Origin of the sequence: Streptomyces sp. NPDC052236 (assembly GCF_044548015.1) — a bacterium.
Classification (GTDB): Bacteria; Actinomycetota; Actinomycetes; order Streptomycetales; family Streptomycetaceae; genus Streptomyces.
This window is the reverse complement of the sequence record NZ_JBIUBL010000034.1, coordinates 38,330-57,667: the sequence shown is the minus strand read 5'-3', so window position 1 is coordinate 57,667 and position 19,338 is coordinate 38,330. Positions and strand designations below refer to the sequence as shown.

Here is a 19,338-nt window from a genome sequence, read left to right as displayed (position 1 = left end):
GCGCGGATCAACCGTTTCTGCGACCGTCTCCGCGCTGCGCCGGGCCCGTGTGCAGGCTCTCCAGGCGTCGCTGGAGCACCTGGAGCGCCCCGCGCTGACGGCCGGGCACATCACGGCGCAGTCCGACGAGGGCGGGAGCGAGCGACCGGGCCCTGGACAGGTCGCGGATCTGCTCCCACTGGTGGTGCGCCCGGTCGACCGCGCCTTCGACGTCGGGGTCGTCCGGAGCCTGGTGGCGTGCCAGCCGGGCATGGGCGGCGGCCATCCACAACTCGCAGCTGAGGCCGGGGTCCTGGGCGAGGCGGGCGAGATCGGCCCGGACCTCCATCCAGTGGATGGCCTGCGCCGAACCGGGACCGTGGGTACGCAGCTCCTGCTGCTCCCAGGCAGCGGCGGCGGCAGCGGCCTCGCCGTGCCGCCCGGCCTGCGCGGCGGCGAGAATTACCGGATGCGGGTCGGCGACCGCGACCGCGGCCTCTGGGGCGGGGGCAGCTGGGGCAGCCGGGGCAGCGGGGGTGGCCTGCGCGGCGGATGCCGCCTGCGCGCGGTCGCCGCCCACCGGCGCGACGCCGCCGATCGCGAGCAGCAGTGCGTCGCCCTCGGCCCCCAACCCCGCCCGCGCCGCGGCCTGTTCGTGCAGCGCGGCAGGACCGGGCCTGGCCCCGCTGCGCCAGATCGCGGCGCACGCCTTGAGATAGGCGGGCTCAGCGCTACCCCGCCGCGGCGGAGAAGCGGGCGCGATCCGTCCGTAGAGACGGGTGCCGTGCCCGAGTGTCAGGCCCTCCGCCGCGAGGTGCTGCCACGCCTCGGTGTCGGCGACCAGATCCACGACCACAGTGGTGGTGCCCGGACGCCGGATCGCCAGCTCGCCCGCGAGCCAGTGCCAGGGAAGTGCCGTATAGCGCACGGTCGTCGGCGTCGTCCGCGCGAGAGCGAGGTGCGGCAGCCGCTGCTTGCGGTCCAGTTGCAACTGCCCGGCGATGTAGAGCGACAGTGGCCCTTCCGCGGTCGCGGCGGCGCGGATCCGGGTCAGTACGGTCTGGGGGTCGAGGGGATCGGCGAGCTCGATCACCGTCGCGGCCCGGGTGCCGGTCAGCACGCTGGGCGGGACGGCGGCGAGCGCGGGCAGTACGGAACTCGCGTCCATGAGGCGGCCCTTGCCGACCGGGGCGGCTGCGATGACCAGCGCGGTTCCCGGTTCTTCTGTGTCCCCTCTGTCGATCATCACACCCAGCACCGTAGCCGACGCTCCGGCGACGGCCGCTTCTTGGCCCCGAGCGGCAACCTTGCAAGGTGAAGTGGCGGCTGCTATCCATCTATTAGGAAGGTTTCCTTTCGATTCCATACCCGCGCAGGCGACGGAGGCCCCCATGAGATCCGCACGGTTCTGGTTACGCTCGCTCAGCCGCGTCGGCACGCTCGGCGCCGCCGCCCTGTTTCTCAGCCTCAGCGCGGCACCCGCCGCACCCGCTGCTGCCCCCGCCGCCCCCACCGCACCCGTCACCCAGGAAGCCGCGGCCGTGACCCCCGTCGGGATCAACGGACAGCTCCGGGTCTGTGGCGCCAGGCTCTGCAACCAGTACGGCAAACCCATCCAGCTGCGCGGCATGAGCACCCACGGCCTGCAGTGGTACAGCCAGTGCGTGACCTCCGGCTCGCTCGACGCCCTGGCCACCGACTGGAACGCCGATGTCATGCGTATCTCCATGTACATCCAGGAGGACGGCTACGAGACCAACCCGCGCCGCTTCACCGACCTGGTCCACTCGATGATCGAGCAGGCCACCGCGCGCGGCATGTACGCGATCGTCGACTGGCACATGCTCAGCCCCGGCGACCCGAACCACAATCTCTCCCGCGCCAAGACCTTCTTCACCGAGATCGCACAGCGCCACGCCGGCAAGACCAACGTCCTGTACGAAATCGCCAACGAGCCCAACGGCGTCAGCTGGCCGACCATCAAGAGCTATGCCGAGCAGCTCATCCCGGTCATCCGCCAGCATGACCCGGACACCCCGGTCCTGGTCGGCACCCGCGGCTGGTCGTCCCTCGGCGTCTCCGACGGCTCGAACGAGACCGAGATCGTGAACAACCCGGTCAACGCGTCCAACATCATGTACACCTTCCACTTCTACGCGGGCTCGCACGGCGCCGCGTACCTGGGCGCCCTCTCCCGCGCCGCCGACAAGCTCCCCATGTTCGTCACGGAGTTCGGCACCCAGACCTACTCCGGCGACGGCGCGAACAACTTCGCCCAGGCGCAGCAGTACATCGATCTGATGGCGAGCAAGAAGATCAGCTGGTCCAACTGGAACTACTCCGACGACTTCCGCTCCGGCGCCGTCTTCAGAACAGGCACCTGCGCCAACAACGGTCCCTGGACCGGTACCGGGCCGCTCAAGCCCGCCGGCGTGTGGGTCCGTGACCGGATCAGGACGGCGGACAACTTCCCGACGGGCTGACCCAGGTCTCCGCACGCCCATGCCCGTATGCCCGTATGCCCGTACGCCCCGCCCGCCCATATGACACGTGTGTCCCATGGGCGGGCGCAAGCCACGCTTCGCCGCCCGCCGTGCTTGGAGTCATATCCTGCGCCCATGACCGAGCCTGCGACCGAGCCCATGACCCAGCAGCTGCACCCCATGCCCGACGACTGGCAGCGCGCTCTCGCCGTCGTCGCCCACCCCGACGACCTCGAGTACGGCTGCGCCGCGGCCGTCGCCGGATGGACCGACAGCGGACGGGACGTCGCGTACCTCCTCGCCAGCCGCGGCGAGGCGGGCATCGACACCATCGAACCCGCCGTCTGCGCCCCCCTGCGTGAGCGCGAGCAGCGCGCGAGCGCGGCCGTCGTCGGCGTCTCGGCGGTGGAGTTCCTGGACCACAAGGACGGCGTGATCGAGTACGGGACCCGGCTGCGCCGGGACATCGCGGCGGCCATCCGCCGCCACCGCCCCGAGCTGGTGATCACCCTCAACCACCGTGACACCTGGGGCGGCGGCCTCGCCTGGAACACCCCCGACCACCGGGCCGTCGGCCGGGCGACACTCGATGCGGCCGGGGACGCCGGAAACCGCTGGATCTTCCCGGAACTCGTCTACGAGCAGGGCCTCGAACCGTGGAACGGGGTGCGCTGGGTGGCCGTCGCGGGCTCCGCGACCCCCACCCACGCCGTCGACGCGACTGCGGGTCTGGAGCGCTCCGTACAGTCGCTGCTGGAGCACCGCAGCTATATCGAGGTACTGACGGACGAGGACCCGGAGGCGTACTGCCGCGGCTTCCTCACCCAGAACGCGCAGGCCGCCGCCGAGCGCTTCGGCGGCAGGCCCGCCGTTCCCTTTGAGCTGTTCACGCGCTGAGACCGTTCCGCAGGGCTTCCGTAGAGGCAAGCGACCGCTTAGTATGCGCCCGAATGAGCGCAGTCGATCGGAGGCCCTGAAATGCAGGCATGGCGAGTGCACCGGAACGGCGAGCCGGGCGAGGTGATGCGGCTCGAAGAGGTGGACCGGCTCACGCCGGGCGAGGGGCAGCTGCTGCTGAAGGTCCGCGCGGCGAACATCAACTTCCCCGACGCGCTGCTCTGCCGCGGCCAGTACCAGGTGCGCCCGCCGCTGCCCTTCACGCCGGGCGTGGAGATCTGCGGCGAGACCGAGGACGGCCGCCGGGTGATCGCCAACCCCGCGCTGCCGGACGGCGGTTTCGCCGACTACGTCGTCGCCGACGCGGCGGGCCTGCTGCCCGCGCCCGACAGCCTCGACGACGCCGAGGCGGCTGCCCTGCACATCGGCTACCAGACGGGCTGGTTCGGGCTGCACCGCCGGGCGCACCTCCAGGCGGGGGAGACGCTGCTGGTCCACGCGGCGGCAGGCGGCGTCGGCAGCGCGGCCGTCCAGCTGGGCAGGGCGGCCGGTGCCAAGGTCATCGGCGTCGTCGGCGGCGCGGACAAGGCGCGTGCCGCGCGGGAGCTGGGCTGCGACCTCGTCATCGACCGCCGCGAGGACGACATCGTCGCCGCGGTCAAGGACGCCACCGGCGGTCGTGGCGCGGACGTCGTCTACGACCCGGTCGGCGGCGACGCCTACGCCAAGTCCGTGAAGTGCGTCGCCTTCGAGGGCCGGATCCTGATCGTCGGCTTCGCCAGCGGTGCGATTCCCGCGCCGGGGCTCAACCACGCCCTGGTGAAGAACTACTCGATCGTCGGCCTCCACTGGGGCCTGTACAACCAGAAGGATCCGGCCGCGATCCGCGCCTGCCATGACGAGCTGACCAAGCTCGCGGCGCAGGGCGTGGTCAAGCCGCTGATCAGCGGGCGCGTCGCGATGAAGGACGCCGCGGACGCCGTCCAGCGGGTCGCCGACGGCACGACCACCGGCCGCCTGGTCGTCATCCCGCAGGGGGAAGGCCGATGACGGATCCGATGTCTGCTGCGGCCGAACTACGCAGCCGTACCAAGGAGCTACTGGCCGCGCACCCTCCCGCCGCCACCGACCGTACCGACTTCCTGAAGGCGCGCTTCGACGCGGGCCTCGCCTGGGTGCACTACCCGAAGGGCCTCGGCGGACTCGGCGCCCCGCGCTCGCTGCAAGCCGTCGCGGACAGCGAACTGACGGCGGCGGACGCGCCGGACAACGACCCGCGCCGTATCGGCATCGGGCTCGGCATGGCCGCGCCGACGATTCTGCGGTACGGCTCCGAGGACGTGCAGCGGCGCTTTCTGCGACCGCTGTGGCTCGGCGAGGAGGTGTGGTGCCAGCTGTTCAGCGAGCCGGGCGCCGGGTCGGACCTCGCGGCACTGTCCACGCGTGCCGTACGCGACGGCGACGGCGGCGACTGGATCGTCAACGGGCAGAAGGTGTGGACCTCCAGCGCCCATGTGGCCCGCTGGGCGATCCTCATCGCCCGCACCGACCCGGAGCTTCCCAAGCACCAGGGCATCACGTACTTCATCTGCGATATGACCGACCCCGGCGTAGAGGTGCGACCGCTGCGCCAGATCACGGGTGAGGCGGAGTTCAACGAGGTCTTCCTCACCGATGTGCGCATCCCCGACGCGCACCGGCTCGGGGCGGTCGGCGAAGGATGGAAGGTCGCCCAGACCACCCTGATGAACGAACGCGTATCGATCGGCGGCAGCCGCATGCCGCGCGAGGGCGGCATGATCGGCCCGGCCGCGCGGACCTGGCGCGAACGCCCCGAGCTGCGCACTCACGAACTGCACCAGCGGCTGCTGACGCTCTGGGTGGAGGCCGAGGTCGCCCGGCTCGCCTCGGAGCGGCTGCGCCAGCAGCTCGTCGCGGGCCAGCCCGGCCCCGAGGGCAGCGGAATGAAGCTCGCCTTCGCCCGCCTCAACCAGGAGATCAGCGGTCTGGAGGTGGAGCTGCGGGGCGAGGAAGGGCTGTTGTACGACGACTGGACCATGACCCGGCCCGAACTCGTCGACTTCACCGGGCGCGACGCGGGTTACCGCTATCTGCGCTCCAAGGGCAACTCCATCGAGGGCGGCACGAGCGAAGTGCTGCTGAACATCGTCGCCGAACGCGTTCTCGGGCTGCCCTCCGAGCCGCGCAACGACAAGGACGTCGCGTGGAAGGACCTCGCCCGATGAACCGGATGAACCCGATCAGCACGGAGCCTGATCTGCTGTACTCGGAGGCCGAGGACGACCTGCGGGCCGCTGTACGCTCCCTGGTCGCCGACCGCGGCGACACGGCGTCGGCCCTGGCGCGCGCGGAGTCCGGTACGCCGTACGACCCCGAGCTGTGGAAGACGCTCGCCCGGGACATCGGCGCGGCGGGCCTGCTCGTACCCGAGAAGCTCGGCGGGCAGGGCGCGAGCCACCGCGAGGCCGCCGTCGTGCTGGAGGAGCTGGGCCGCGGTGTCGTGCCCGCGCCGTATCTCACCAGCTCGGTGATCGCGACCGAGACGCTGCTCGCACTCGACCGCGAGTCGTCCGACGTCGCCGCGCTGATCGGGGAGCTGGCGACGGGGAGGAGGACCGCGGTGCTCGCCGTGCCGCTGTCGGCGTCTCCGTACGGGCCGCTCACGGCCGGCGCCGACAGGATCACGGGGGTCGCGGACGCGGCGGTCGCGGACGTGCTGCTCGTGGTGAAGCCCGACGGGCTGTACGCGGTCGAGAGGGCGGCCCTCACGGTCGAGGCGCAGACCCCACTGGACCTGACGCGTCCGCTGGCGACGGTGAGCGGCACCTCGGGCGCTGCCGGTGGCGCCGGCGCCGTCCGCCTCGCCGACGCGGAGAGCGCCGAGCGGGCCGTACGCCGTGGGCTGCTCGCGGGGGCGGGGCTGCTCGCCTCCGAGCAGCTGGGGCTCGCAGAATGGTGCCTGGAGGAGACGGTCGGCCATACCCGCGAGCGACACCAGTTCAACCGGCCGATCGGCTCGTTCCAGGCGCTCAAGCACCGGATGGCGCAGGTATGGCTGGAGGTCGTCTCCGCACGCGCGGCGGCCCGCAACGCGGCGGACGCGCTGGCGACGGACAGCCCGGAGGCGGCGCTCGCGGTGGCGGTCGCGCAGACGTACTGCGCGCGGGCGGCGGTGCACGCGGCGGAGGAGTGCGTTCAGCTGCACGCGGGCATCGGGATGACCTGGGAACACCCGGCGCACCTGTACCTCAAGCGCGCCAAGTCCGACGAACTGGCGTTGGGCACGCCGGGCCGCCACAAGGAGGCACTGGCGGACCTGGTCGACCTGCGGGCTCCGTAGCCCCCGAGCCCTCGCGCCTCAATCGCCGGCGAGGCTGAGAATGTCCGGCTCCCTCGTCGGGGCTCCGCCCCGAACCCCGCTCCTCAATCGGCGGAGGGGCTGGGTTTCCGCCGGCGGGGCTTGGTTGACGGATGGCCCGGCAATTCAAGCCCGTCTGGGGGTCCCCCCACGCCGTTAGGCGTAGGGGGAGATTGAGGACACCGCCCGAAGGGCGGTACGGGGGTCTGGGGGCGCAGCCCCCAGTTACGGGAAGGGCCCGGGTCTTCGGGCCGCCCGGAGCCGGGCGGCTGCGCGGACGCCGACGGCTGACGCGCCTTCAGCCCAGGCCACCCGCGTGCCCCGGCTCCGCGGCGGGCCGCCCCCTCCCCGCATCGGCGACGCGCCGCCAAGCGTCAAGTGACAGGTGGCCGAACTCTTCGCGCTGCTCTGCCCATTGGGGCCCACCCGACGGATACTCACCGATGTCCCCGACCCGCAGAGCCCGGAGGCATCATCGTGCTGACCACCCGCCGCAGAGCCGTCACCACCCTCGCCGCCGCGCTGGCCGGAGCCGTCGCCGTGCCCGCGTACGCACACGCGCAGGAGGCCCGCCCAAAGCACCCGAAGCACCCGAAGCAGCCGCTGCGCCGGGCCCACGCCCATAACGACTACCTGCACGAACGGCCCCTCCACGACGCCCTGTCGCACGGCTTCACCAGCGTGGAGGCCGACATCTTCCTCGTGGACGGGGAACTGCTCGTCGCCCACGAACCGGCCCACCTCGACCCCACCCGCACCCTGCGCTCCCTCTACCTCGACCCCCTCCTCGCGCGCGTCCGCGCCAACCACGGCTCCGTGTACCGCGGTTACCACCGGCCCGTCCAGCTGCTGATCGACATCAAGACCGACGGCGCCGCCGCCTACCTCGAACTCGACCGCCAGCTGCGGCACTACCGCGCGATGCTCAGCACGTACGCCTACGGGCAGGTCCGCCTCGGCGCCGTCACCCCCGTCATCTCCGGCGACCGCGCCGCCCGCGTGCCCATGGAGGCGCAGCGCCTCCGCCACGCCTTCTACGACGGCCGCCTCGACGACCTCGCCGCCCCCGTCCCCGCTCCCGCCTCCTTCATCCCGCTGATCTCCAGCAACTGGACGCAGAGCTTCAGCTGGCTCGGCACCGGCCAATTCCCGGCCGCGGAACGCGAAAAGCTGCACGCGTTGGTGTCCCTCGCGCACGACCGCGGGCAGCGCGTCCGTTTCTGGGCCACCCCGGACATCGCAGGGCCCGCCCGGGACGCCGTCTGGAGCGAGTTGCTCGCCGCCCGCGTCGACCACATCAACACCGACGACCTCGCCGGTCTGGAGCTGTTCCTCCGCGCCCGCGGCCAGTAGTCGAAGCCCCACCACCCAACACCACCCGTACGGCGGGCATGCCAGTCGTCCGTACGGGCCCTCCGCTGCGCCAGACTGACGCCCGAATGCCGCAATTCCGGCGCGGCGGAGGAGGTTGGCGATGGCCATTTCGATCTCGGTGGTGCTGCTCCTGCTGATGCTCGCAGCGATTTTTCTGCGCAACGGTGGGCTGAAGCTGTCACACGCGGTGGTCTGTGCCCTGCTCGGTTTCTTCCTCGCGGGCACGAGCATGGCGCCGACCATCCATGAGGGCATCGCCGCCACCGCCCACGTCGTCGGCAGTCTCCGGCCCTGAGGCCAGCCGCGACCGGATCAGGAACCGCACCCCCTCCGGCGCCTCCAGCGAGAACCCGCTGCCACGCCCGTCCACCACATCGACAATGAGCCGGGTGTGGCTCCACAGCTCGTACTGGCTCCTGGACATCCAGAAGGAGACCGGCTCCTCGACCCCGTCCACCCGGAGCTCTTCGAGGAGGATGTCGGACGCGCCCGTACGGAACTCGCCCCGCGGGTAGCACATGGGCGCGCTGCCGTCGCAGCAGCCGCCCGACTGATGGAACATCAACGGACCGTGGTCCGCCCGCAGTCGCCGCAGCAGCTCGGCGGCAGCGGGGGTCAGCTCGACGCGCGGGGCCTGTGTCATCCGGCCAGCAGAGCACCGCCGAGGTTGCAACGCCGTTGCACCCCGTCGTCATCTTGACGACTCCGCAAGAACCCACTGATGCGGGTGGAGCACGAGGGCGTCCACGCGGTGGTCGCCTCGCTGGGCGGCGCGCCCAGGAACCCCCTATCAGCCCGACCGCACCGCTCCCACCAGCGCATTTGGACGGCGGACCGCGAAAGTGCTAGAACATTAAACCAATATCTTAGCTCGCTCTTCCTTCAGGAGTTACGCCATGTCTGTACGTATCGTCGCGCTCGTCGGCAGCCTTCGTGCCGGTTCGCACAACCGCCAGCTCGCCGAGGCCGCCGCCAAGCACGCTCCCGAAGGCGTCGAGATCGAGCTGTACGAGGGTCTGGCCGAGGTGCCGTTCTACAACGAGGACCTCGACATCGAGGCGGGCGCCCCGGCCGCCGCTGCCCGGCTGCGTGAGGTCGTTGCCCAGGCCGATGGCCTGCTGCTCTTCTCGCCCGAGTACAACGGCACCATCCCGGCCGTGCTGAAGAACGCGATCGACTGGCTGTCCCGCCCGTTCGGCGCCGGCGCGATCGGCGGAAAGCCCGTCGCCGTGGTCGGCACCTCGTTCGGCCAGTACGGTGGCCTGTGGGCGCAGGACGAGGCCCGCAAGGCCGCGGGCATCGCCGGCGGCGCCGTGCTGGAGGACGTCAAGCTGTCCATCCCCAGCTCCGTGATCCGCTTCGCCGAGACCCACCCCGCCGACGACGCCGAGGTCGTCACCGGGCTGCTTGAGGTCATCCAGCAGCTGAGCACCAAGGCCACCACCGCCACCGCGGCCTGAGGCTCCCCGCCCCTAAGCGCAGAGGGAGGCGGCCATCCGCCGTACCGCCTCGGTGATCAGTTCCGGTGAGGTCGCCAGATTCAGGCGTACGAAACCGGCGCCGCCCGTGCCGAAGGGCATGCCCGAGCTCAGCGCGACCCGGCCCCGCTCCAGAAAAGCGGCCGCCGGGTCGTCGCCGAGGCCCAGCGCCCGGCAGTCCAGCCAGGCCAGATAGGTGGCCCGCGCCGGTTCGTAGACCACGGCGGGCAGCTGCTCGGCCAGCAGGCGGCTCAGCAGTCGCCGGTTCTCGTCCAGGCCCGCCAGCAGTGCGTCCAGCCAGCCGCCGCCGTCCCGCAGCGCGGCGGTATGGGCGATGATCCCCAGGTGGCTCGGCCCGTGGCTGACCTCCTCGGGGATGCGCGCGAGGTCACCGGCGGCCTCGGGGCCCGCGACAGCGAGGGCGGCCTTCAGCCCGGCCAGGTTCCACGCCTTGGACGCCGACATCAGGGACAGGCCGCTCTCCGCGCCCGGCACGCTCAGATACGGCACGAAGGCGGCGCCGGAGGCCACGATCGGGGCGTGTATCTCGTCCGCCACGACCCGTACCCCGTACGTACGCGCCAGGGCGGCCACGGCCGCGAGCTCCTCGGCGCTGTGCAACGTGCCGGTGGGGTTGTGCGGGCTGCACAGCAGATACACGGCCCGCCTGCCCCCTGCTGTGGCGCGCCGGAACGCGTTCTCCAGTTCGGCGAAGTCGATCCGCCAGTCCTGCCCCAGCCGGGCCTCGACGACCGGGCGGCCCATGCTCCGTACGAACAGGTAGAACGGCGGGTAGACCGGACAGTTGACGATCACCGGGTCGCCGGGTCCCGAGACCAGCTTCAGCATCTCGGTGACGCCCAGCATCACATCGGGCACGATCGCCGTACGCTCCACGGCCACCCCGTCCCAGTCCCACCGCTTCCGGGCGAACTCGGCCAGCGCCTCGGCGTACGCGGTCCCGGCCGGGTATCCGGTGTCGCCGAGCGCGACCGCGTCGAGGACCGCCCGGGCGATCGGCTCGGCGAGCGGCACGTCCATCTCCGCCACCCACAGCGGAAGCACGTCCTCCGGGTAGGCGCGCCATTTCATGCTCGTACGCTGCCGGAGCTGGTCGAGGGAGAGGCGGCGCAGGGGATTGTCGTCGGGCCGCAAGCTGTCCATACGGCAAAGCTAGGCGAGCGACACCCGACACGACAGACCACGGTCAAGGCCACGGTCACCGACTGCGGCGCTCAGGAGACACATACGCGCGGTACCCGGCCCGCTGGCCCAGCTCCGGCAGGCGATGGACCCGCCACAGCCGGGCGTACGACGGAGGGCGCCGCTCGCCGGAGAGCAGCACCACGACCGGGTGCCGCAGCGCCGCGGCGGCCAGGGCGTCGGACGTGATGCTCGCGTCGTGGCCGCCGGGCTGGCGCGAGGCGCAGCCGGTGCGGAAGGCGACGCGGACGGCCTCCTCGCCGGTGACCACGCATGGCGGGCGTACGCCCAGCGTGCGCAGTTCGGCGGCGATGCGGGTGTGGGTGGCGGTGTCGGCGCGTACCCGGTCCGCCACTCCGTCGAGTACGCGGTACTGGACCGCCAGATGCCCGGCGGCGGCAATGGCCAGGAGCCCGACAGCGGCCGGGCGCCACCGTGTCCTGGCCCGCCACAGCAGGAGCAGGCAGTACGCCACGGGCAGGCTCAGCAGCGCATACGCGGGCAGCAGAAACCGCGGCGCGGCATAGCCGACCGTGAACAGATACGGCGCGGCCAGGCACAGCCCGGCCACCGTCGCGAGTACGAGCTCGGCGCGGCGACGGGCGCGGACCCCCGCCCAAACGCCGCCCGCGACCAGCAGCGGCAGTGCGAAGAACCACAAGGCCGTGGCGGGGTACCGCCAGGGCACGTCGCAGGGACGGCACAGGGTGCGCCCGCCCAGCGCGCGCACATGGTCGTCAACGGCGAAGTAGCCACCCAGCCGGCCCTGGATCTCGCTGGCTCGCCGCAGCCGGGCGAGGAGCCCGTCGTAGCGGACGTACGCCTCGATGATCCACTCGGCCCAGCCGAGGGCCAGACCCGCGGCCAGCACCATGACCGGCAGCAGTCGGCGCCGCGCACGCACCAGCAACACCGCCACGGCGAGCGGCAGAGCCAGCCACAGCGCGTCGGTCGGCCGCATCAGCGCGGCGAGCGCCACCCCGCCGCCGAGACCGATCAGCGCCCGGCGGTCCGACGGGTCGCGGGCGGCGCGCAGGAAACAGCCGACCGCGGCGAGTGCCCCGTAGGCGACCCAGAGGTTGGGCATCGCCTGCGGTCCGTAGAACAGGGTGACCCACAGGCTCGCGAACAGCGCCCCGGCGACCCCGAGCGCCGGGGCGGGCAGGAGCCGCCGCCACACCCACAGCGCGCCGAACAGCCCGCAGCCGGCCAGCAGCGCCAGACAGACGCGCAGCGCCAGGGTGGAGGTGGTCAGCGCCGCGACGGGGGCGACAAGGAAGCTGATGCCACGGGCCCGGGGAGCGCTGAAGAACGCCGCCGGGGCCTGCGGGCTGACCTGGCTGACGTACACCGTCTCGTCCCAGCCGAGCCCGAGGCCGGGCACCACCACGGCGAGCTGCACGAGCGTGAAGGCGACGGCGACGGACGCGAGCCAGGGCAGCGGATGTGCGACAGCATCAGCTCCAGGGCCGCGCGCCTTGTGGGGCACGTCCTCGCGTCGGCCGGAGATCAAGCGTGGTTCGTACATGGCCCGGCCTCGCTCGACGGAAGGCGGGTGACGGTTTCCCCGTCCTGTCCAGTCCACACTTTCGGGTGCAGCGCGAGGCCACCAGATCTGGTGTGGCACCTGGCCGAGCGGCCTTCCCCAAGGAGTGAGAGGGCGGTGTACGAATCCCGGGCAGCGCCCGCGTGGATAGCGTTCGGAAAGGGGCAAAGCCCACGAATGGCACGGAGGCAGCCATGCACACAACACCCACTTCGCGCCTGTCGCGGAACCGCTCACGACTGAGCCACAGGCTCCGGTACGCCCTGAGCCACCCGCAGCGCGTGGTGCCGTATCTGCGACGCGCGGGCCGGGACGGCTGGCTGCGGCTGCGACACCGCGGGAGCCATATCGCGTACTACCGGGCGGTGATGGCGTCGGACACCGCGCGGAGTCCGGAGGCGGCCGTCGGCGGCAAACCGTCGCACGACCGCTGGCTGGCCATCGGGCAGATGCAGTACGACTACCTGGTAGGGCATGGGCTGACCCCGCAGGACAGGGTGCTGGAGATCGGGTGCGGCAATCTGCGCGCCGGGTGGCGGTTCATCCAGTACCTGGAGCCCGGGCACTACGTCGGGATCGACATCTCGCCCGACATCCTCATCGAGGCCAAGAAAACCCTGGTCAGGTATGGACTTCAGGACAAGATGGCGCATCTGACACCCGTGGACAACCTGACGCTGGACTTCCTCCCCGACGGCTGGTTCACGGTGGTGCACGCGCACAGCGTGTTCTCGCACTCCCCACTGGAGGTCATCGACGAATGCCTCGCGAATGTCGGCCGGGTGCTGGCCCCCGGCGGCTTCTTCGACTTCACCTACGACCGCACCGAGGCGAATGAGCACCAGGTGCTCGGGGAGGACTTCTACTACCGTACGCAGACCCTGATCCGGCTGGCCGAGAAACACGGCCTGGTCGCCTCCTTCATGGAGGACTGGGAGCAGCTGCCGCACGGCCAGTCCAAGCTGCGGGTCACCCACCCCGCGGCGGACCGGGTGACCTGACGAGCTGCCGCGCATGCGACAGCGCGGGCCTTCAGTCGGTGCCGGTCGCCCCGTCCCGGTGGAGGGAGTCCAGGACGGCCACTTCGCTCTCGGAGAGGCGCAGGGCTCCGGCGGCCACATTCGCGACCAGGTGATCCGGGTTGCCGGTACCGGGGACGGCCAGCACATGCGGCCCGCGCTGCAACGTCCGCGAAATCCTCGACAAAGTCACCCTCGCCGATGTCGCGGCAGCGCAACTCCCTGCCGAAGTACTCGCTCTGACCGACACCCCCGGCGCCTGGACCAACCCCTGACCCCGGAGGGGTACGGGACGTCGGGCCCATGGTTCAGGGGCGAACGAGGACCTTCAGCGCCTCGCGGTTGTCCATGGAGCGGTAGCCGTCGGGCACCTCGATAGAGGCGCGCACCCGGGCGGGGCCGCCGGTGAGGTGATGTTGGGGCCGAACAGGCTCCCGAACCTTCTCGATGCCTTCCTCGCCGCGCTCCGCGACCACGTCGGTCGCGCCGAACTCGCGGCCGAGGTCGGTACGGTCCTTGTGCCGGCCCATGAGGATGACGCGCTCGGCACCCAGACGCCTGGCGGACAGCACTGCCATCAGCCCGACCGCGCCGTCCCCGATCACGGTGACCGTGGTGCGCGGGTTCACCCGGGCCATCTTCGCGGCGTGGTAACCGGTGCCGTACACGTCGGACAGGGTCAGCAACGACGGCAGCAGGGCGGAGTCCTCACCGACGGGCAGCTTCACCAGCGTGCCCTGCGCCTGCGGGACGCGGATCTCCTCGGCCTGCCCGCCGCCAATGCCGCCGGGCGGCCCAGAACCTGCCGAGGCGGCAGGAGGTGTGCAGGCCCTCACGGCAGAAGTCGCAGGTGTTGTCGGCCCACGCGAAGGGGGCCACGACGAGATCGCCGCGCTCGAGCCCGAAGACGTCCGAGCCGAGTTCCTCCACCACGCCCAGGAACTCGTGGCCCATCGGCGTGCCCCGCGGGTGCAGGTCACTGCCGCAGACACACGAGCGCACGATGCGCACGACCGCGTCGGTGGGCTGCCGCAGGACGGGGTGCACTGCCGAATGCTTACTCGCCTGCGGATAGAGAGCTTGGTCAAGGCCGCCGACCGGGTGTCCATCAGCTGGAGCACAAGCGTCGTGCTGGCGCTCGACTGCTTCATCTGCCGACGCGCCCACCGCTCGCACATCCTTGAGGCCGGGAAGCCGGCGGGGCGTTGTGCGTCGGGACAGCGGGCGGGCGAGGAGATTCCGGCGGGGGTGTACAGCTTCAGTGATACGTCGCTGACGCATCCGACGCCGGTCCGGATCGCGGGATTCAATCAACTGACGTACCGAGCCGAAGGGCACCGGGAGGCCCACCGGCTGCGGTGCGATGTCGATTACTGGTGGGCGCCGTTCGAGGATCTGGGCAATGGGATGCCGGGCAGCAGTTTCCCGCGCATCCGTGGGTGCGACTGGGCCTCAGCGTCGGGTGCCGGGCGTGCTTCGACAAGGGGAACAAAAAGGCCCTGGGGGCCCCGGGGAAGCGCGAGTTCGAGACCAACCAGTCCTGCCCGGTCGTGTGGTCCTGCCCCACGTGCGAGCGTGACCTGGCCACCGTCGAGAACCCTCCCGAGGTCACGCTCGTCTCCGCACCGGCGTGAGAGACGCCGGCGGCAATCAGCCCGTGCTCACCGGGACGGCGGCCTGGTGATGCCGGCTGATCGGAATGACCAGCGGGGTGCCGCTGACCGGGTCCGTGGTGACCTGGCAGCGCAGTTCGAAGACGTTCTCGACCGTCGCGGCGGTGATCACCTCGGCCGGCGGACCCTCGGCGACGATACGGCCGGACTTCATGGCGATGACATGATCGGCGTACCGGCAGGCCTGGTTGAGGTCGTGCAGCACCATCACCACCGTGCGGTTCTCCCGCCGGTTGAGGTCGGTGATCAGGTCGAGTACGTCGATCTGGTGAGCCAGGTCCAGATACGTCGTCGGCTCGTCCAGCAGCAGCACGGGCGTGCCCTGGGCGACGGCCATCGCGATCCAGGCGCGCTGGCGCTGCCCGCCCGACAGCTCGTCGACGGCGCGGTCGGCCAGTTCGGTGAGATTCGTCGCCGCCAGGGCCTCGTGCACGGCCAGCTCGTCGGCCTTCGACCACTGCCGCCACCAGGTCTGGTGCGGTGAACGGCCCCGGCTGACCAGGTCGATGACGGTCAGTCCCTCCGGGGCCACCGGCGTCTGCGGCAGAATGCCGAGCCGCTGCGCCAGTTCCCGGGCCGGTATGGAGTGCAGGTCGCGGCCGTCCAGTTGCACAGTGCCCGCACGCGGGGCCAGCAGGCGGGCCAGCGCGCGCAGCAGGGTCGACTTGCCGCAGGCGTTGGCGCCCACGATGGCGGTGATCCGGCCGGACGGGACGGCCAGGTCGAGGTCCTCGACGACCGGCCGGTTGTCGTACGCCAGATGCAGCCCGCTCACCCGCAGGTCGGGTCCGGTGGGTCCGGTGGGTCCGGCGGCGGGGTCCGGGGCGCGGCCCGTATCCGTATCCGTGCCCCCGGCCGTACCCGTACCCGTACCCGTGTCGGGAGCGGAGTCCGAGCCGGGGCGGGGCAGGGGGCCAGGTGTGGTGGTTGCCATGCGTTCAGCCTCCTGAGCCCGCGCGGTTGGCGCGGATGAGTAGCCAGAGCAGCACCGGCGCGCCGAGAACGCCGGTGACGATCCCGACCGGCAGTTCGGTGCCGGGGATCCCTTCGCGTGCGATGAGGTCGGAGCCGAGGACGACCAGTGCGCCGGTCAGTCCCGCGGCGACCGGCGGCGGCCACGCGGTGCCGGCCAGCCGCTGGGCGATCTGAGGGGCCGCCAGCGCCACGAAGGCGACCGGTCCCGCCGCCGCCGTACCGAAGGCGACCAGGCCCACACCCGTCAGCAGAAGGGCGAACCGGACCCGCTGTACGGGGGTGCCGAGCCCGGCGGCCACGTCGTCGCCGAGTTGCAGGATGCGCATCCAGCGGCTCATCACCAGGGCCACGGGCACCAGGAACGCCGTCGCGACGGCGAGTGTGGTGACCTGGTTCCACGTACGGCCGTTGAGGTTGCCGACCAGCCAGCCGACGGCGGCCTGTGCCTCGAAGCCCCTGCCTCTGGCGAGCAGGAAGTCGGTGGCGCTCGTGCAGATCCACGACACCCCGATACCCACCAGGATGATCCGGTAGCCGGTGGCGCCGTGCTTCCAGGCCAGCGTGTACACGATCAGGGCGGTGACCAGCGCACCGAGCAGACCGAGGCCCTGGAGGCCGAGGCCGCCGTCCCAGCCGAGCACGATGCCCGCCACAACGGCGGTGCCCGAGCCCGCGGTCAGGCCGATCATGTCCGGGCTGGCCAGTGGGTTGCGGGTCATGGTCTGGAACAACGCCCCGGAGATCCCGAAGGCGACGCCCACCAGCAGCCCGGTCAGGGCGCGCGGCAGCCGTAGATCCTGTACGACGATGACCGTTCCCGGGTCTCCGGAGCCGGCCAGCGCCTTGACCACCTCGGTGAGGGAGATCGGGTAGTCGCCGATCGAGACACCCCAGCAGAACACCAGGAACACCGCGGCTGTCAGGACGGCGCAGAGCACGATCAGCCGTGGCCGCAGCACCCCGGAGACGGGTGGGATGCCGAGCCGGAAGGTCCTGCGGCCGCCCCAAGGCTTACGCGACGCAAGGGCGGTGGTGGCGTTGGGGGAGGGGTCGGCGGGGGTGACGGGGGTGCCGAGTGGGGACATGCTCACACCTCCGCGAGCTTGCGTCGGCGGACCATGGCGATGAAGAACGGGCCGCCGACGAACGCGACGAGAACCCCCGCCTGGATCTCGATGGGCCGGTTGACCACCCGGCCGAGGATGTCGGCGGTGAGCAGCAGGCAGGGCGCGAGGGCCGCCGAGATCGGTAGCAGCCACCGGTGGTCGGGCCCAAGGCCCGCCCGCTGCGCGAGGATCCGCGCGAGGTGCGGGACGACCAGTCCGAGGAAGACGACCGGGCCGATGACGGCGACCGCCGCACCGGTCAGCAGCACGACCGCGGCGACGCCCTGGAGCCGTACGAGACCGAGCCGCCGTCCCAGTGAGGCAGCCACATCGTCACCGAGGGCCAGGCTGTTCAGCGCGGGGGCGCAGGCGATGGCCAGCACCGTGCCCACGGCGAGGAAGGGCAGGATGTCCAGCACCACATCACCGTCCCGGCCCGAGAGGGAACCGGCGGACCAGAAGCGGAAGCGGTTCAGCGCGTCGGGGTCGGTGAGTACGACGGCGCTGGTGAGCGAGGAGAGCAGCGAGGTCACGGCGACCCCGGCGAGCGCGAGTTTGACGGGCGTGGCGCCGGAACGCCCCAGCCTGCCCAGCAGAAAGACCACCACGCTGGCGACGAACGCGCCCGCGAAGGCGAACCACACGTACCCGTACAGCGATCCGATCCCGAACACCGCGACCGCGACCACGATCGCGAAGGCGGCGCCCGCGCTGACACCCAGGATCCCGGGGTCGGCGAGCGGATTACGGGTCAGAGCCTGCATGAGGGCGCCGGACAGGCCCAGCGCCGCGCCCGTGGCCAGGCCGAGCGCGGTGCGTGGGACGCGTACGGACCAGATGACGTCTTCGACGGTCTGGCTCGGGGGGTCGCCGAACACCGTCCGGACGACCTGAGCCGGCGGGATGGTGAGGGTACCGACGGCGATCGACAGCAGGCACAGGAAGACCAGGGCAGCGACGACCCCGCCCACGAGCAGGGCGGGGCGCAGGCTTCCTCCCGGGGGCACGGGTTCTGGCCCTGGCCCTGGTCCTGGCTCGGGCCCTGGCTCTGGCTCCACAGCCAATTTCCTTGGGTTAGGCACGCCTTGACTCTTATCTCCGCGATCTGTGGTCTGTGGTCGGTGATCTGTGTCTGCGGTCTCTGCGCCGCCTCAGGAAGCCGGCTGCTCCACCTTGGTAGCCGGCTTGCCGTCGACCGCCGCCGCGAGCTGCGGCGCCAGGCGGTCGATGACATACGGCAGGCTCAGCACGGTGACGAACGAGAACGCGTTGCCGTAGTCGGTCTCCTCCTGGAGGAAGACCTCACGGCCCTGCTTCACCACGTTCAGGTTCTTGTACGTGTTGTCCTGGTGCAGCTTCGCCGGACCCTCGGCGATGTCGGGCACCGTCCAGATGACGACGTCGGTGTCCAGCAGATCCGTCCGCTCCTTGCTGATGTTGGCGCCGAACTGGTCACCGATGACCTTGTCGAGATCGGTCGGCAGCTTGAAGCCCAGTGAGGTCATGGTGCGCGACCGCGCGTCCTGGGTGCCGTAGACGAAGAAGCCCTCATACGGGGTGGCCACCACCGCGGTGGCGTTCGTGAAGGCCGGGTTGGCCTTCACGGCGTCCGAGAACTGTGCCTTGACCTCCGTCACAAGCTTCTTGGCCTCGGTTTCCTTGCCGAGCGCCTTGCCCGTCGTCTCGGTCTGCTTCTCCCAGGGGATGCCGTAGTCGTTGAACTCCTTGGGCTGGGCCACGACCGGAGCGAACTTCGACAGGCTGTCGTACTGAGCCTTCGTCAGCGCCGAGTACAGGCCGATGATCAGATCCGGTTTGAGGGCGGCGATCTTCTCCACCTGGGGACCGGTGCCGGTGTCCTTCAGCAGGGTGGGCGCGGTGGCGCTGCCGAGCTTGTCCTTGGCCCAGGGGCCGATGGCTCCCTTGTATCCGCCGAACCAGTCGGTGGTGCCGACGGGGACCTTGCCGAGGGCGAGCACGGCGTCCTGGTCGGTCAGGCCGATCGTGACGATGCGCTGGGGTTCGGACTTGATCGTCGTACTGCCGAACTTGTGCGGGATGGTGACGGGGAAGGCGCTGTTCGCGGAGCTCTTCCCGGTCCCCGAAGAACCAGAACCGGAGTCGGAGTCGGAGTCGGAGGAGCCGCAGGCGGTTGCCGCGCCGACGAGCATCAGTACGGAGGTGAGCAGTCCGGCGAACCGGGTGGCTCTGCGGGCGTGGGGCATC

Annotated in this window: 18 protein-coding genes and 3 pseudogenes; 11 read left to right on the top strand and 10 right to left on the bottom strand. The window is 71.2% G+C overall.

Going from position 1 to position 19,338, the window contains the following annotated elements; genetic code table 11:
- Nucleotides 1-7 precede the first annotated feature (7 nt).
- Nucleotides 8-1,225 carry a hypothetical protein gene (locus ACIHCQ_RS38420; protein ID WP_399673213.1) on the bottom strand — a complete coding sequence of 406 codons (1,218 nt, stop codon included), beginning with the start codon at nucleotides 1,223-1,225 and terminating at the stop codon, nucleotides 8-10.
- 145 nt (nucleotides 1,226-1,370) lie between these two features.
- Between ACIHCQ_RS38420 and ACIHCQ_RS38415 the strand changes: the two genes are divergently transcribed.
- From ACIHCQ_RS38415 to ACIHCQ_RS38385, 7 genes are all read left to right on the top strand, one after another.
- Nucleotides 1,371-2,462: a glycoside hydrolase family 5 protein gene (locus ACIHCQ_RS38415; RefSeq protein ID WP_399673160.1), complete on the top strand. Its 1,092-nt coding sequence runs from the start codon at nucleotides 1,371-1,373 to the stop codon at nucleotides 2,460-2,462.
- A 159-nt stretch (nucleotides 2,463-2,621) separates the two neighbouring features.
- Nucleotides 2,622-3,359: a PIG-L deacetylase family protein gene (locus tag ACIHCQ_RS38410; protein ID WP_399673210.1), complete on the top strand. Its 738-nt coding sequence runs from the start codon at nucleotides 2,622-2,624 to the stop codon at nucleotides 3,357-3,359.
- An 81-nt stretch (nucleotides 3,360-3,440) separates the two neighbouring features.
- Entirely contained in the window at nucleotides 3,441-4,409 is a 969-nt protein-coding gene (locus ACIHCQ_RS38405; RefSeq protein ID WP_399673158.1) for an NADPH:quinone oxidoreductase family protein, read from the top strand.
- A gap of 8 nt (nucleotides 4,410-4,417) precedes the next feature.
- The gene (locus ACIHCQ_RS38400; protein WP_399673207.1) at nucleotides 4,418-5,605 is read left to right on the top strand and encodes an acyl-CoA dehydrogenase family protein; all 1,188 of its coding nucleotides are present in this window, start codon (nucleotides 4,418-4,420) and stop codon (nucleotides 5,603-5,605) included.
- Nucleotides 5,602-6,720 carry an acyl-CoA dehydrogenase family protein gene (locus ACIHCQ_RS38395; RefSeq protein ID WP_399673155.1) on the top strand — a complete coding sequence of 373 codons (1,119 nt, stop codon included), beginning with the start codon at nucleotides 5,602-5,604 and terminating at the stop codon, nucleotides 6,718-6,720. Before ACIHCQ_RS38400 ends, ACIHCQ_RS38395 begins: the two co-directional genes overlap by 4 nt.
- 492 nt (nucleotides 6,721-7,212) lie before the next feature.
- Complete coding sequence (locus ACIHCQ_RS38390) at nucleotides 7,213-8,091, top strand: phosphatidylinositol-specific phospholipase C/glycerophosphodiester phosphodiesterase family protein (RefSeq protein WP_399673204.1); 879 nt, start codon at nucleotides 7,213-7,215, stop codon at nucleotides 8,089-8,091.
- A 121-nt stretch (nucleotides 8,092-8,212) separates the two neighbouring features.
- On the top strand, nucleotides 8,213-8,407 hold the full coding sequence (locus ACIHCQ_RS38385; protein WP_399673153.1) for a hypothetical protein: 195 nt from the start codon (nucleotides 8,213-8,215) through the stop codon (nucleotides 8,405-8,407).
- Between the two features lie 3 nt (nucleotides 8,408-8,410).
- Here the strand turns inward: ACIHCQ_RS38385 and ACIHCQ_RS38380 are convergent.
- A pseudogene (locus ACIHCQ_RS38380) lies at nucleotides 8,411-8,755 on the bottom strand (DUF779 domain-containing protein); the annotation flags it as partial.
- A gap of 57 nt (nucleotides 8,756-8,812) precedes the next feature.
- On the opposite strand from ACIHCQ_RS38380, the pseudogene ACIHCQ_RS38375 reads away from it, so the two are divergent.
- Nucleotides 8,813-8,902 (top strand): annotated as a pseudogene (locus ACIHCQ_RS38375) (nitroreductase/quinone reductase family protein); the annotation flags it as partial.
- Nucleotides 8,903-9,008: 106 nt separating this feature from the next.
- Nucleotides 9,009-9,572: an NADPH-dependent FMN reductase gene (locus ACIHCQ_RS38370; protein WP_399673151.1), complete on the top strand. Its 564-nt coding sequence runs from the start codon at nucleotides 9,009-9,011 to the stop codon at nucleotides 9,570-9,572.
- Between the two features lie 12 nt (nucleotides 9,573-9,584).
- Here the strand turns inward: ACIHCQ_RS38370 and ACIHCQ_RS38365 are convergent, their stop codons facing one another.
- Together ACIHCQ_RS38365 and ACIHCQ_RS38360 are read right to left on the bottom strand one after the other, a co-directional pair.
- Entirely contained in the window at nucleotides 9,585-10,754 is a 1,170-nt protein-coding gene (locus ACIHCQ_RS38365) for a MalY/PatB family protein (protein ID WP_399673149.1), read from the bottom strand.
- 55 nt (nucleotides 10,755-10,809) lie between these two features.
- Nucleotides 10,810-12,321 carry a hypothetical protein gene (locus ACIHCQ_RS38360; RefSeq protein ID WP_399673146.1) on the bottom strand — a complete coding sequence of 504 codons (1,512 nt, stop codon included), beginning with the start codon at nucleotides 12,319-12,321 and terminating at the stop codon, nucleotides 10,810-10,812.
- 212 nt (nucleotides 12,322-12,533) lie between these two features.
- Between ACIHCQ_RS38360 and ACIHCQ_RS38355 the strand changes: the two genes are divergently transcribed.
- Nucleotides 12,534-13,340 carry a class I SAM-dependent methyltransferase gene (locus ACIHCQ_RS38355; RefSeq protein ID WP_399673144.1) on the top strand — a complete coding sequence of 269 codons (807 nt, stop codon included), beginning with the start codon at nucleotides 12,534-12,536 and terminating at the stop codon, nucleotides 13,338-13,340.
- Nucleotides 13,341-13,371: 31 nt separating this feature from the next.
- Here the strand turns inward: ACIHCQ_RS38355 and ACIHCQ_RS38350 are convergent, their stop codons facing one another.
- The gene (locus ACIHCQ_RS38350; protein ID WP_399673141.1) at nucleotides 13,372-13,524 is read right to left on the bottom strand and encodes a hypothetical protein; all 153 of its coding nucleotides are present in this window, start codon (nucleotides 13,522-13,524) and stop codon (nucleotides 13,372-13,374) included.
- Nucleotides 13,525-13,774: 250 nt separating this feature from the next.
- Nucleotides 13,775-14,405, bottom strand: a pseudogene (locus tag ACIHCQ_RS38345) (alcohol dehydrogenase catalytic domain-containing protein); the annotation flags it as partial.
- Nucleotides 14,406-14,797: 392 nt separating this feature from the next.
- Here ACIHCQ_RS38345 and ACIHCQ_RS38340 point away from each other — a divergent pair.
- On the top strand, nucleotides 14,798-14,992 hold the full coding sequence (locus tag ACIHCQ_RS38340) for a hypothetical protein (RefSeq protein ID WP_399673138.1): 195 nt from the start codon (nucleotides 14,798-14,800) through the stop codon (nucleotides 14,990-14,992).
- A 16-nt stretch (nucleotides 14,993-15,008) separates the two neighbouring features.
- Here ACIHCQ_RS38340 and ACIHCQ_RS38335 read toward each other — a convergent pair whose 3' ends face one another.
- The 4 genes from ACIHCQ_RS38335 to ACIHCQ_RS38320 form a co-directional block, all read right to left on the bottom strand.
- Nucleotides 15,009-15,965, bottom strand: a complete 957-nt coding sequence (locus ACIHCQ_RS38335; protein ID WP_399673136.1) for an ABC transporter ATP-binding protein — start codon at nucleotides 15,963-15,965, stop codon at nucleotides 15,009-15,011.
- A 4-nt stretch (nucleotides 15,966-15,969) separates the two neighbouring features.
- Nucleotides 15,970-17,091 carry a FecCD family ABC transporter permease gene (locus ACIHCQ_RS38330; protein WP_399673134.1) on the bottom strand — a complete coding sequence of 374 codons (1,122 nt, stop codon included), beginning with the start codon at nucleotides 17,089-17,091 and terminating at the stop codon, nucleotides 15,970-15,972.
- 2 nt (nucleotides 17,092-17,093) lie between these two features.
- Entirely contained in the window at nucleotides 17,094-18,119 is a 1,026-nt protein-coding gene (locus tag ACIHCQ_RS38325; RefSeq protein WP_399673131.1) for a FecCD family ABC transporter permease, read from the bottom strand.
- Nucleotides 18,120-18,263: 144 nt separating this feature from the next.
- Nucleotides 18,264-19,337, bottom strand: a complete 1,074-nt coding sequence (locus tag ACIHCQ_RS38320; RefSeq protein ID WP_399673129.1) for an iron-siderophore ABC transporter substrate-binding protein — start codon at nucleotides 19,335-19,337, stop codon at nucleotides 18,264-18,266.
- Nucleotide 19,338: the final 1 nt, after the last annotated feature.

Excerpts from the sequence above, each read along its gene's own strand:
- ACIHCQ_RS38420 (WP_399673213.1), bottom strand. The coding sequence starts at position 1,225 with ATGATCGACAGAGGGGACACAGAAGAACCGGGAACCGCGCTGGTCATC.
- ACIHCQ_RS38415 (WP_399673160.1), top strand. The coding sequence starts at position 1,371 with ATGAGATCCGCACGGTTCTGGTTACGCTCGCTCAGCCGCGTCGGCACG.
- ACIHCQ_RS38410 (WP_399673210.1), top strand. The coding sequence starts at position 2,622 with ATGACCCAGCAGCTGCACCCCATGCCCGACGACTGGCAGCGCGCTCTC.
- ACIHCQ_RS38405 (WP_399673158.1), top strand. The coding sequence starts at position 3,441 with ATGCAGGCATGGCGAGTGCACCGGAACGGCGAGCCGGGCGAGGTGATG.
- ACIHCQ_RS38400 (WP_399673207.1), top strand. The coding sequence starts at position 4,418 with ATGTCTGCTGCGGCCGAACTACGCAGCCGTACCAAGGAGCTACTGGCC.
- ACIHCQ_RS38395 (WP_399673155.1), top strand. The coding sequence starts at position 5,602 with ATGAACCGGATGAACCCGATCAGCACGGAGCCTGATCTGCTGTACTCG.
- ACIHCQ_RS38385 (WP_399673153.1), top strand. The coding sequence starts at position 8,213 with ATGGCCATTTCGATCTCGGTGGTGCTGCTCCTGCTGATGCTCGCAGCG.
- ACIHCQ_RS38370 (WP_399673151.1), top strand. The coding sequence starts at position 9,009 with ATGTCTGTACGTATCGTCGCGCTCGTCGGCAGCCTTCGTGCCGGTTCG.
- ACIHCQ_RS38365 (WP_399673149.1), bottom strand. The coding sequence starts at position 10,754 with ATGGACAGCTTGCGGCCCGACGACAATCCCCTGCGCCGCCTCTCCCTC.
- ACIHCQ_RS38360 (WP_399673146.1), bottom strand. The coding sequence starts at position 12,321 with ATGTACGAACCACGCTTGATCTCCGGCCGACGCGAGGACGTGCCCCAC.
- ACIHCQ_RS38355 (WP_399673144.1), top strand. The coding sequence starts at position 12,534 with ATGCACACAACACCCACTTCGCGCCTGTCGCGGAACCGCTCACGACTG.
- ACIHCQ_RS38335 (WP_399673136.1), bottom strand. The coding sequence starts at position 15,965 with ATGGCAACCACCACACCTGGCCCCCTGCCCCGCCCCGGCTCGGACTCC.
- ACIHCQ_RS38330 (WP_399673134.1), bottom strand. The coding sequence starts at position 17,091 with ATGTCCCCACTCGGCACCCCCGTCACCCCCGCCGACCCCTCCCCCAAC.
- ACIHCQ_RS38320 (WP_399673129.1), bottom strand. The coding sequence starts at position 19,337 with ATGCCCCACGCCCGCAGAGCCACCCGGTTCGCCGGACTGCTCACCTCC.